Annotated in this window: 11 protein-coding genes; 6 read left to right on the forward strand and 5 right to left on the reverse strand. The window is 47.6% G+C overall.

From position 1 onward, the window contains the following. Positions 1 to 4: 4 nt before the first annotated feature. Positions 5 to 643 carry an SCO family protein gene (locus EK374_RS00750; protein ID WP_127019253.1) on the forward strand — a complete coding sequence of 213 codons (639 nt, stop codon included), beginning with the start codon at positions 5 to 7 and terminating at the stop codon, positions 641 to 643. Positions 644 to 763: 120 nt separating this feature from the next. Then, positions 764 to 1780 (forward strand): 5'-methylthioadenosine/S-adenosylhomocysteine nucleosidase family protein, encoded by a 1017-nt coding sequence (locus EK374_RS00755; protein ID WP_127019255.1) that lies wholly within the window; start codon positions 764 to 766, stop codon positions 1778 to 1780. A 77-nt stretch (positions 1781 to 1857) separates the two neighbouring features. Here EK374_RS00755 and EK374_RS00760 read toward each other — a convergent pair whose 3' ends face one another. The 3 genes from EK374_RS00760 to nfuA all read right to left on the reverse strand — a co-directional run bounded on the left by EK374_RS00760 (position 1858) and on the right by nfuA (position 4437). Then, positions 1858 to 2382: an REP-associated tyrosine transposase gene (locus EK374_RS00760; protein ID WP_127019257.1), complete on the reverse strand. Its 525-nt coding sequence runs from the start codon at positions 2380 to 2382 to the stop codon at positions 1858 to 1860. 132 nt (positions 2383 to 2514) lie between these two features. Beyond that, a complete protein-coding gene (locus EK374_RS00765; RefSeq protein ID WP_127019259.1) occupies positions 2515 to 3522 on the reverse strand; it encodes a polysaccharide deacetylase family protein in 1008 nt (335 codons plus the stop codon). A 336-nt stretch (positions 3523 to 3858) separates the two neighbouring features. Continuing rightward, positions 3859 to 4437, reverse strand: a complete 579-nt coding sequence (nfuA, locus tag EK374_RS00770; RefSeq protein WP_127019261.1) for a Fe-S biogenesis protein NfuA — start codon at positions 4435 to 4437, stop codon at positions 3859 to 3861. Positions 4438 to 4562: 125 nt separating this feature from the next. Here nfuA and EK374_RS00775 point away from each other — a divergent pair, with 125 nt between their 5' ends. Further along, positions 4563 to 7103 carry a M14 family zinc carboxypeptidase gene (locus EK374_RS00775; RefSeq protein ID WP_127019263.1) on the forward strand — a complete coding sequence of 847 codons (2541 nt, stop codon included), beginning with the start codon at positions 4563 to 4565 and terminating at the stop codon, positions 7101 to 7103. On the opposite strand, the gene EK374_RS00780 is transcribed toward EK374_RS00775, so the two are convergent. Further along, positions 7100 to 7801, reverse strand: a complete 702-nt coding sequence (locus EK374_RS00780) for a ComF family protein (RefSeq protein WP_127019265.1) — start codon at positions 7799 to 7801, stop codon at positions 7100 to 7102. The genes EK374_RS00775 and EK374_RS00780 overlap by 4 nt on opposite strands. Before the next feature lie 54 nt (positions 7802 to 7855). On the opposite strand from EK374_RS00780, the gene bioH reads away from it, so the two are divergent. The 3 genes from bioH to EK374_RS00795 all read left to right on the forward strand — a co-directional run bounded on the left by bioH (position 7856) and on the right by EK374_RS00795 (position 9905). Beyond that, positions 7856 to 8611, forward strand: a complete 756-nt coding sequence (gene bioH, locus EK374_RS00785; protein ID WP_127019267.1) for a pimeloyl-ACP methyl ester esterase BioH — start codon at positions 7856 to 7858, stop codon at positions 8609 to 8611. A gap of 127 nt (positions 8612 to 8738) precedes the next feature. Next, positions 8739 to 9008 (forward strand): flagellar hook-basal body protein, encoded by a 270-nt coding sequence (locus tag EK374_RS00790; protein ID WP_127026400.1) that lies wholly within the window; start codon positions 8739 to 8741, stop codon positions 9006 to 9008. Positions 9009 to 9017: 9 nt separating this feature from the next. Beyond that, positions 9018 to 9905, forward strand: a complete 888-nt coding sequence (locus EK374_RS00795; RefSeq protein WP_127019269.1) for a putative metalloprotease CJM1_0395 family protein — start codon at positions 9018 to 9020, stop codon at positions 9903 to 9905. Between the two features lie 59 nt (positions 9906 to 9964). On the opposite strand, the gene EK374_RS00800 is transcribed toward EK374_RS00795, so the two are convergent. Beyond that, entirely contained in the window at positions 9965 to 12286 is a 2322-nt protein-coding gene (locus tag EK374_RS00800) for a Tex family protein (RefSeq protein WP_127019271.1), read from the reverse strand. Between the last annotated feature and the right edge of the window lie 85 nt (positions 12287 to 12371).

A 12371-nucleotide genomic window follows, 5' to 3' on the forward strand; every position in this document is an offset into this window, starting at 1 on the left:
TTTTATGCAAAAGTGGTTAGGGGTTGTAGTGGCGGTTGTGGCTTTGGCTGCGGGTCTGTGGTTATCAGCCAGTTTTAAATCTGATCCCGCTGAGCCTGTGGCCGCTTTGGTCTACCCAAGTCCCAGAGCTTTGACTGAATTTAATTTGCTGGATGAACAAAATCAGCCAGTGGGATTAAAGGACTTGCAAGGACACTGGACGCTGGTTTTTGTCGGCTATACCCATTGCCCAGATATTTGCCCTATGACCATGGCGAAATTAGCGGGCATGTATCAGGACTTAGTCAAGCTGACACCAGAGCCATTAGAGATTTGGTTTGTCTCGGTCGACCCAAAACGGGATACACCAGAGCAACTGGCCCAATACATCACCTACTTTAAACAAGCTCCGATCAAAGCCAGAACAGCCGATCATAAAGACCTATTCCCTTTTATCCGCCAACTGGGCCTGATGTATGCGATTAATGATGGCGCAGAAGACCGATATACAGTCGATCACAGTGCCAGCATAACGCTACTAAACCCCCAAGGCGCTGTAGTAGCTATGTTTAAACCTGAAATGAAAGCAGGTGCTGTGCCGCTGATCAATAACCAGCAGTTCCTGGCGGATTATCCTTTGGTGATAGCAACTGCAGCCCGATAATCTGAAGGCGCTGCAACAAACTTCATTCCTTTCTTTACAAAATCAGGCTGCACGCCTTATGGTGGAACTGTATTCATAACAGCTGGTTATGAAGTAAACTCCAGCATAGAGCACAGCCTGATGAGAAAGTTTTTATCCCGCGCCTTAGCGCCACTACTGATTTTATCTGCGGTATTTAGCTTTAATTTAAGCGCCGAAGATTTTAGTCAGTATGGTCCAAAACAATTTAGCACCACTAATAAATGGACGGCTATAGTAGCCGCCTATGAGCCGGAAATTAAGGCGATTGACCAGGCCTTTGCAGAGCTTAAAGACGCAAAAATAGCAAAAACACTGACCATCCGCGGCGTTAAGTATCAACTGGGCCACTACAAAGGTGAACCCATAGTTATTTTTACCACGGGCGTCAGCGTGCCAAACGCCGCCATGACGATGCAAATGGCGCTGGATTATTTCCCTATTGAACGGGTGGTGATGATGGGGATAGCTGGTGCTGTGAATCCACAATTCCAGCCGGGCGATATCGCCATTCCTGAGCGTTGGTACTTCCACGATGAATCTGTGTATGCCAATCCTGACCCGGCCAAACCAGGCCAGTATATTCTGCCTGACTATTATGAGCAGGCGTTGGCCAGTTACAAAGAGCGTAATAAGCAGGATCCGCATTCACCCGCTTATGAAAACTTTGGTTATATCCATCCCGAAGAAATGGCCGTGGTTAAACAAGGCTGGGACGGCCCACAGCAAATGCCGTATTTCACCGCTACGCCACAACTCATTGAGCTGACAAAAAAAGCGGTCGCCACTATAGATCCTATCAAAATGCCATCTGGTCACCCAATCCAAATCAAAGTGGGTGGTAACGGTGTGACAGGCTCGGTGTTTTTGGACAACGCCCAGTATCGCCAATGGTTGCAAAAAGTATTTCAGGCCGAAGTGACTGAAATGGAATCAGCCGCGGTAGCTCAGGTCTGTTTTGTTAACGAAGTCGATTGGATAGTGATCCGCTCCGTCAGTGATTTAGCCGGCGGCCAACAAGGCAAAAATGCCGAAAATGTCTTTGATGCCATAGCATCAGGCACAGGCACTAAATTGCTGTTGGGATTACTGGATCAGATTGTGTTGGTGAAGCCATAGGTTGCAATCGCCGAAGGCATTGCAACGTTGTGCAATCGAAGGCATTACAACCGCTTATGATTTTATGTGCTGAATTTTTAATCTGTATATAGCTTATCATTTCCCCCTCCAGCCCAATCAACAGAATATACGCCTTGCTTGACCAACAAATGGAAGGTTGAGTAAGGCCAATCTGATACTTGTTCTACCCAGCCATGCTTCACCGGATTAAAATGTACATAGTCCATATGAGCGTTGAAATCGGTTTGATCGCGGATAAGGTGTTCCCAGTATCTGCGTTGCCAGATCCCTCTCTCACCACGTTTTTTTCTGCTTGAATCACAGGGTTCAGTTGCTGGCAAAGCTCTGGAAAATATCAGTTTGATTAGCCGCCAACGTAACGCGAAATTTGCGTCTCCCTGCGGCAGTTCGATAATACAATGCAGATGTTCAGGCAACACTACCCAAGCGTGAATGATAAAAGGATGCACCTGTTTTACCTGCCGAACCGCATGACGTAACAGGACTATATGCTCTGTTAGCAAACAGTTGTTGTGTCTTTGATGTAGGTTGACGGTAAAAAAATACGTTCCGCCTTCAAACCACAAGCGTCGGTAGTTCATAAGACAGAACAAAGTTAGGGATGAAGTTATAGGTGTAGATAAGAAAAACCGGAGAAGCAAGATGCATTGCCCTGCGGGCGAATGCATCCTACGTTTGTAGGTTGTAATCGCCGAAGGCGTTACAACCTTATGCTACTCCATCACCCAAGGCTGGGAATACCAGTAGAAATATCCCTTTTTACTTAACGAAGGCGCTGTGCAGTTGTAGCGCTTATGGCTGGTTTTGAGTTTTTGGCCAGCCTGAGCGCTAAAGGTATCGGCTTTTAGCCAGGTTACTTTGATAGGCTCACCATTGCTAAAACAATTCAGCTGGCTGGTTTTAAAATCTGAGCTGTCGATTTGTAATGTCAGAGTAGGCGGATTTGGGCCTTTCACCGGATCGGCGGCTATATAGGTTTTCACCGGTAAGGCTAGCGTTTTCAGTTTAGGTGTAAAGTGTTTCAGTGCTGCGTATTGGCTAGATGAAGGGTAACGCGGCAAACGGGTCATCAGGCTATTCAGGCCGACGGCACCGGATTGTTGGCCTATGCCAACAAAGCCCATGTGTTTCACCATCTGCTCCAGCTCGCCACTAAATTCGCCATAAGGGTAAGCCAGCCATTTGTGTTTGATACCTAACTGCTGTTCCAGCTGAGTTTGCGCCAGCAAAATATCGGCTTTCACTCTTTTCAGCCAAGTCGCTTTGCTTTCGCCTTTATTGGGCGCGGCCAGATGATCATGGTAGGAGCTATGGTTGGCAATAATAACGCCGTCTTTTTGCAGCTGTTTGATTTGCTGCCAGCTCATCACTGGGCCTTCTTTACGGTCTATTAAAGCCGGACTTAAAAACACCGTATAAGGGAACCCAAACTCCTGCAAAATCGGGTGGGCCTGCAGATAGATATTGTCAAAACCATCGTCAAAAGTGATCACCACAGCGTTGTCAGCTGGTTCTTTACCTTGTTGCAGCTGTGCTAACAAAGTATCTAAACCTATCACCTGATACTGATGGTCTTTTAAATACTGCAAATGGACCCGAAATTCTCCCGGCGTGACGCTGGTGGAACGAGGCGTCTGAGTGCTGACATGATGGTACTGCAAAATAATAGCGGCGAAGCTTGGGAAGCTTAGTAAAACCAACAAAAAGGCCAGCAATTTCATTTCAGAACTCCTTTTGACATATATACCCAAGTGACCTCAAGATGCGAGTTTCAGAGCCGCAGGGCGCTTGCAATGCAAGGCAGCCTGGTGAAGCAATGTCGACACCTTGCGAGACAGGCTAACACCGCAGTGCAATGGCCCTGCGACTCCCAAAGGGCGGGGTTAAAAGCGCTTTATGCCGCGTTAACTGTTGTCGCTTTAGAGCCACTGAAGCTTCCAACAGCTGCCTTGCCTAAAGCGCTTTTATCTCCCGCTGAATTCTGCATCTTGAAGTTACTTGGGTATATACAACAAAGGCCACATCAAGTGGCCTCTGTAGCTTATACAAACAACAGCTTAATAGTAAGAATGCTCACCACGCTGGTGATCCGTCACATCCCGTACTGCGGTTAATTCACCGGCAAAACGTTGCAGTAGTTCTTTTTCGATACCTTCTTTTAAGGTTAAATCGACTTGCGAACAACCGTTACAGCCGCCACCAAATTGCAGCACAGCTACGCCGTCGTCTGTCAATTCAACCACTGAAACCCGGCCACCGTGGTTGGCTAATTGTGGGTTGATTTCGGCGTCAATAACGTATTGTACTTTTTCCTTCAGCGAAGCGTCGTCATTCACCTTACGTACTTTGGCGTTTGGCGCTTTTAACGTCAGCTGAGAACCCATCTGATCGGTAACAAAATCGATTTCGGCGTCGACTAAAAAGGGTTTGCTTTCCGCATCCACTATGGCCATAAAGCCGTCAAATGGCAGCTCTAAATCTGTGCTTTCTACCGCGTCGGCAGGGCAGTAGGACACGCCACATTCCGCAGAAACAGTGCCCGGGTTGACCACGAAGACTCGGATATGAGTGCCGGCGGCCTGTTTTTCCAGCAGCTTACGAAAATGGCTCTGCGCCTGTTCAGAAATGGTGATCATCGGTAGTACCTGACTAAATTACTAGGTTAATGGCTATGATACTCTGACTTCTTGTGCCTTGCCAGCCCCGCTTGTCGGGCCGGACTTTTTATTGCTAAGGTAGCGGCCAGAAAGGGAGAACAACAATGTACAAAATAACAACTATCATCAGTGCCTTAGTATTGGGGCTTTGCAGCCAGTTCTCAATGGCAGCACCACAAAGCCCGGAACAATTTTTTGGTTATCCTGTCGGCGAATGGCATTTACGCCATGATCAAATTCAAATGTACTTCCATCAACTGGCTGCCGGTTCAGACAAAGCCCAGCTGGAAATTATTGGCCGCACTCATGAACAAAAACCCTTATTGCAGCTGATTATTTCATCCCCGGAAAACTTAAAAAAGCTGGAGCAAATCCGCTTGCAGCACCTGACTCAGCTATCGACAGGTACTGAACTGGCGGACGATTTACCGCTGATCGTCTGGCTGGGGTATGGCGTGCATGGCAATGAATCCAGTGGCCCTAATGCATCGGTGCAGGTTGCGCATCATTTATTAACCAGCACAGAGGCCGAAGTGCAAGACTGGCTGAAAAACGCCGTTATTTTGATCCAGCCCAGTTTAAACCCTGACGGCTTAGAGCGTTTTGCCACCTGGGCCAATATGCACAAAGGCAAATCGCCAGTGGCCGATCCGCAAAGCCGCGAGCATATTGAACCCTGGCCTAATGGTCGTCCTAACCATTATTGGTTTGACTTAAACCGCGACTGGCTGCCGTTAGAACATCCGGAAAGTCGTGCCCGTATCGCTCAGTTTTATAAATGGCGGCCTGCTGTGGTCGGTGATTTTCATGAAATGGGCCCAAACAGCACTTTCTTTTTCCAGCCTGGTATTCCAACCCGGACTTATCCATTAACGCCAACCGCTAATCAACAACTGACAGCGAAAATTGCCGATTACCATGCCGCAGCTTTGGATAAAAAAGGCCGTTTGTATTACACCGAAGAAAGTTTTGACGATTTTTATGTAGGTAAAGGCTCAACTTACCCGGACGTCAACGCCAGTGTTGGGATTTTGTTTGAGCAGGCCAGTAGCCGAGGTCATTTACAGGACAGCATTAATGGGCCTTTGCCTTTTAGCAAAACTGTGGAAAATCAGTATATTACTTCGCTATCGACCCTTCGCGGTTCAGTGGCGCAGAAAAAAGCGCTGCAAAGTTATCAAAAAGCTTTTGTGCTGGAGTCTGAACGCTTAGCAGCAGATGACTCGACTCAGGGTTATGTGATTGCAGAAGCTGCGGATAAAACCCGTTTAGAAGCCTTGCTGGCGTTGTTAAAACAGCATCAGATCAAAGCTTACCCAATCAATGAGCGTTGGCAGCAAAAAGGTCAGACTTATCAAAAAGGTCAGGCTTATTATATTCCGCTGCAACAACCACAGTACCTATTGTTAAAAGCGGCGTTCAGCACTCAGACCAACTTTCAGGACAATACCTTTTACGATGTGTCAGCCTGGACTTTACCTTATGCTTTTAATATTGAATTCAGCACAGTAGGCCGCAAGCCTTCTGGTGTGGCTGAAGACGCCTGGTCGCCACAGTCAGAGTCTGTGCTGACGCCATCCGCCGGTGCTTATGCCTATGCATTTGACTGGGCCGACCAAAAGGCACCCTTGTTGACTCAGGCGCTGTTGGATCAAGGTGTGGTATTACGCGCTGCCAGCAAGCCATTTTTTGCTAAAACTGCTGACGGAGAACAAGCTTTTAGTGCCGGAGCTATCGTCATTGCCGCTGGTTTGCAGCAGCACAACAACTGGTTTGAACTTTTAGGTAAAGCTCAGCAACAAGCAGGTTTAGCTATCACAGCTCTTACGTCAGGCTTAACCGCCAAGGGCCAGGATTTAGGCAGCAATGGTTTTGTGCCTGTGACTAAACCTAATGTACTGTTGGTGGCAGGCCCTGATGTCAATTCCACTGAGGCAGGCGAAGTTTGGTTTAATCTGGAAAAACTGGCGGGTGTATCACCAAGTCTGATCGAACCACAACGTTTAGGTCGGGTCGATTTGTCGCGCTACACTCACATTATTTTGCCGGATGGCAGTTACAACAGCTTGCAGCAAAAAGAGCAGCAATTGCTGAATGACTGGGCGAAAAAAGGCGGTGTGTTGTGGGGCCATAAAGGCGGTGCCGCATTTCTGGTGCGCTCAGGTTTGCTGAAAACCAAAGCCTGGAATTCAGCAGATATGAGTATGTTGATTGTTGATCAAGGTTTAAGTTATGCCGATAAAGAAAGTCTGGCTGGTCAGCGCCGTATTGCCGGTGCTATTTATCAGACGCAACTGGATTTAAGTCATCCTTTAACTTTTGGCCTGTCGAATAAAAACCTGCCTGTGTTTAAAAACGGCACCTTCTTATTAGCCCCCAGTGAAGAGCCTTTTATCAATGTGGCTTTGTATACAGATAAACCTCAACTGGCAGGTTATACCGCGCCTGAATACGTCAGCCGTATCGCTGAAGGTGCGGCAGTCGTTGCGCATAATCATGGCGAAGGCCGGGTTATTGGCATGACAGATAACCCGGTGTTCCGCGGCTATTTTGTCGGTTCCAGCCGCTTACTGATCAACGCGCTGTATTTTGGCAAAATGTTCAGCGCCGAATCCTCTGATGGTGAAGGCGAAGAAGCACACTAAAATGCCCTGGTGATGGCCAGAGTCCAGACGCTGACGGTCTGGACTCCTTTGGCTTTCAGTAAAGAGCTCAGATAATCCAGAGTAGCCCCTGTTGTAATGACGTCGTCCACCAAAGTGACATGAGCGGGCAGGGGGCGCTGTTGCAGCTGAATCTTACCTTTTAAATTCGCCAGCCGCTCTTTGCGATTCAACCCAATTTGATGGGGCACTAAATCCGGACTTTGAAATAATCCGACACAAGGTTTTTGCCAGGCAATGGCGAGTTGCTGTGCCAGCAGTTTGGCCTGATTAAAGCCTCGTTCCTGCAACCTTTTGTTGGATACCGGTGTATAGCTGACGCAGTCCGGCAAGGGGCCGCCTTGTTGTTGGTAAAGCTGTGCATGCTGATACAGCAACTGACATAACAACTCCCCTGCGGCCTGCTGGTGCTGAAATTTCCACTGACTGATCCAATGCCTATAAGGTTGTCTGTACCAACTTAAGCTGTAAAGACTGTCAAATCTGGGTCTGGTGAAGCCTTGCGCCACTTGAGGTAATAACAAGGCATTGTGTTCAACCCAACTTAAATCCAATTTGGGTAACTGAGCATGACAATAATCGCACAGCTGGGCCTGTGGCTGTTGCACCTGCATCTGGCACCAGAGGCAGCTATTTGGCGCCAGTCTATGCACCAGTTGCTGCAACAAAGTCGCTTGCATCTGCATCCCTGCTTTGATAAAAGGCCAGACATAACAACAAGTATGGTCGAGCGGATGAGCGAACAAATAAAATTTAGCCAAAACCCAGTGGTGTTGTTGCATGGATGGGGTTTAAACCATCAGGTCTGGTCGCAGCTTGTGTTGGCCTTGCCGGCAGAGTTAACTATTCATACGCCTGATTTACCTGGTTTTGGTTTATCTCCTTGTCCGGTTTCTTATGATATCGATAGCGTCTTGGCCCAACTTGCTGAACAAATCCCGGATCAAAGCACTGTGGTTGGATGGTCTTTAGGGGGCTTACTAGCCATAGCCTTAGCCAGCCGTTATCCGGATAAAGTGAAAAAACTGGGTTTAATTGCCAGTTCGCCCTGCTTTATGGCAAAAGACAACTGGCCTGGCATGGAAAGCCGGGTGATGCAGCAATTTGCAGGACAGTTGCAGCGGGATCTGGCTTTAACAGTGGAGCGTTTTCTGGCGATTCAGGCCATGGGCAGCAGCACAGCGCGGCAGGATATTAAACCATTAAAACAAGCCGTATTGAGTTTAGCTTTGCCATCAGCCACAGCTTTACAAGGTGGACTGGAGTTATTGGCGACTTTGGATTTGCGGCAAGAGTTTGCCGCTTTAACGCAGCCGGTTTTTAGCATTTTAGGGCGTTTGGACTCCTTAGTTCCTGTTGCTATAGCCCCTTTATTACAAAATCTACGGCCTGATTTACAGATAGGGATACTGCCAAAAGCCTCGCATGCACCTTTTATCTCTCATCAACAGGAGTTTATTTCCCTGTTACAGCCACACCTATCCGCATAAATCTTAACTAAATTAGAAAAATCTGCATTTTGGCGGCAAATAATTGCCGTCAGGCTTTTGTTTTGTCGAAAAATGGCTAATAATTATCCAGTTAAATTACTCTGTTTCATTAGTCAACGAGGTCATGATGGAAATCAGTTCAGCCTTTACGAGCGGTTTTCAGGGCTTTCAGCGCGCATCAGACGCTGTGACTGAAGCGAGCGTAAATATAAATCAGCAAACTGCCCAAAGCAGTAATCAGCGTGCACTGGAAACTCCGGTTGAGCCAAGTACTGGCCCATCGATAGAGCAAAGTCTGGTGACATTAGCGAATGAACAAATTAACGCTGAAGCCAATATGAAGTCTATAAAAACTGCGGACGAAATGTTGGGTTCAATTATCGATTTAAGGGTGTAACTAAACTTTATGTTACTGACTTCAAATTACCCAAATGTGCCATTGCACACTGGTAATCCGGCCATGGATATGGCCCGGCGCGATAACCTGCGCCGTGAAGTTATTGAACCTGTTGCAGCTATGGAACGCTCCGCTGCTGAAAAAGGCCTGATGGCCGACGAAAAGAGCCGCAACGGCAACAGTTCTGCTCCAATCACTTATGAAGATGTAAAAACTAAAGGTCTGGAATACCGCCAGGCTGTAGTTGAAAAAGACCCGCAATCTGGTTCTGAGCAAGAAAAACAAAGTGCCTCTGAGCAGGAAAAAGACGACCCGCAGCAGCAAAAAGAAGAACAGACTGAACAGAAAACCATTGCTGAATTAAAAGCCCGTGATCAGGAAGTTAAAGTTCACGAACAGGCGCATGCAGCCTTAGGTGGCCAGTATGCCGGTGCTCCAAGCTACGAATACGAAACGGGTCCTGATGGTCAGCAATATGCGACTGGCGGTGAAGTCCGTATTGATGTGTCTGAAGTACCAAATGATCCACGGGCTACCATTCAAAAAATGCAGCAAGTCAAAGCTGCAGCTTTGGCGCCGGCTGAACCGTCAAGTGCAGATCGCTCTGTAGCAGCTCAGGCCAGTCGCACTTTAATGGAAGCTCAGGCCGATTTGGCCGCAGAAATTGCGAAGGCGGCGACAACAAGTCCCGCTAAAACAACACAAACGGCTTCCTCTGATGCTGCAGAGTGGGAGCCCTACGAAGCGCCAGTGAATAACGAGGCCAATGATTTTGCTCCTGCCGATTTTAAATCCCTGCAACGTGACCCTTTAATGTCGCTGCGCTCTGATGTGATTTCAGGTTTTTACGCTAAAGCAACCCAACCGGCACAGCGGCCTTTATTGCAAATGGCTTAATCCAAATCTTAAAAATAAAGGCCGGGAATTCCCGGCCTTTATTTTTTCAAAAACGCGAATTACTTCTTCATTTTGGCAAAGGCCTGAGCAAAAGCGTCGCCCATGGCTGCATTTGGAGTTTCAGGAGTTTTTGCGGCTTTCGCCGGTCTGCTCTGATTTGCTCCAGAAGCACGTGGTGCATCTTTTCCTGCGCCGCCAGCACCTTTCACTGCAGGTTGTTCGTCCATTCGCATTGTTAGCGCTATACGTTTACGATCCAGTTCGACTTCCAGCACTTTCACTTTGACGATATCGCCAGCTTTTACCACTTGATGCGGATCTGAGACAAACTTGTCAGTTAAAGATGAAATATGCACTAAGCCGTCCTGGTGCACGCCGATATCCACAAAAGCACCAAAGTTGGTGACGTTGGTAACAACGCCTTCCAGCAACATGCCTGGCTTTAAGTCGGCCATGGTTTCTACGCCATCTTTAAACACAGCTGTTTTAAACTCAGGGCGTGGGTCACGGCCCGGTTTATCCAGCTCTTTGATGACGTCTTCTACTGTAGGCAAACCAAAATGTTCATCAACAAAGTCAGCGGGGTTCAGGCTTTTTAAGAAAGCACTGTTGCCCAGCAATTGCTCAATAGGCTGACCAAATTTCGCCAGGATTTTTTCCACTAAAGGATAAGCTTCCGGGTGAACTGAAGAGGAGTCCAACGGATCCGAGCCTTTGTTGATACGCAGGAAACCTGCCGCCTGTTCGTAGGCTTTAGGGCCTAAACGGGCTACTTTCAGAAGATCTTTGCGCTGCTGGAAGCGACCATGGGTATCGCGGTACACCACAATGTTTTGCGCCAGCGTTTTGTTTAAACCAGCTACACGAGCCAATAAAGGCACTGAGGCCATATTTAAATCGACACCTACGGCGTTTACGCAGTCTTCGACTACTGCGTCCAGTGACTTAGCCAGCAAGCTTTGGTTGACGTCATGTTGGTACTGCCCGACACCTATAGCTTTAGGCTCCACTTTCACCAGCTCAGCCAGCGGGTCTTGTAAGCGACGGCCTATAGAGACAGCGCCGCGTAAGGATACATCCAGATCCGGGAATTCCTGTGAAGCCAGTTCTGAGGCTGAATACACCGAAGCGCCGGCTTCAGACACCATAATTTTGCTGATATTTTGTTCTGGCAGCAGTTTGATCACATCGGCCGCTAACTTGTCGGTTTCGCGTGAAGCTGTACCGTTACCAATAGCGATTAACTCAATTTTATGTTGTTTAGCTAAAGCAGCTAAAGTGCGGACTGATTTGTCCCAGTGATTTTGTGGCGCATGAGGGAATATAGTGGTCTGGTCCACCAGCTTGCCGGTTTCATCAATAGCCGTGACTTTTACACCAGTACGTAAACCCGGGTCCAGCGCCAGGGTCGCACGCATACCGGCAGGAGCTGCCATTAATAAGTCTTTTAAGTTACGGGCAAATACTTTAATGGCTTCTTCTTCCGCTTGCTCACGCAATTCGCCTAACAAGTCATTTTCTAAATGCAGGTGTAATTTTACTTTCCAGGTCCATTGCACAACAGTACGCAGAAAATCATCTGCAGCACGGCCTTGCTGGCGGATATCAAAATGATTGGCGATCATTTGCTCACAGATGGCATGAGCAGAAGCGTCGTCGGCATCAGGTTGCAATTGCAGGTTTAAAATACCTTCATTGCGGCCACGGAACATCGCCAAAGCGCGGTGGGACGGCACTGTTTTAAAAGTTTCTTTGTGTTCAAAATAATCGCGAAACTTAGCGCCTTCCTGCTCTTTTCCTGCCACCATGCTGCTTTTCAGCACAGCGTTCTGGCTTAAATGACGACGTAATTTCGCCAGTAAAGCAGCATCTTCAGCAAAACGTTCCATCAGAATGTATTTCACGCCATCCAGCACAGCTTTGGTATCAGCAAAACCCGCTTCTACATTTAAATAGCTGGCCGCTTGTTGCTCAGGCACTAAAGTTGGGTTGTTAAATAAAGCGTCAGCTAAAGGTTCTAAACCTGCTTCAATGGCTATCTGACCTTTAGTGCGGCGTTTGGCTTTGTAAGGCAAATACAAATCTTCTAAACGGGTTTTATTGTCAGCTGCCAATAATTCCTGTTTTAACTCTGGTGTCAGTTTGCCTTGTTCATCTATGGTTTTGATAATGACCTGACGTCTGTCTTCCAGTTCACGTAAATAAGTTAAACGTACATCCAGGTTACGCAGCTGGGTATCATCCAGGCCACCTGTCACTTCTTTACGGTAACGGGCGATAAAAGGCACAGTAGCGCCTTCATCCATCAGCTGTATAGCTGCGGCAACCTGCTCTGGGCGTGCGGAAATTTCCAGAGCAATTTGTTTAATGATCATAGACATAACTTAAAGCTTCCTTAGCATCTGGCGACCTTACACCAAGTAAAAGCCAGACTGGTTCTTATCAACTGCGGCAATTGTCCACTGT

The sequence above is a fragment of the Rheinheimera mangrovi genome (assembly GCF_003990335.1).
GTDB lineage: Bacteria > Pseudomonadota > Gammaproteobacteria > Enterobacterales > Alteromonadaceae > Pararheinheimera > Pararheinheimera mangrovi.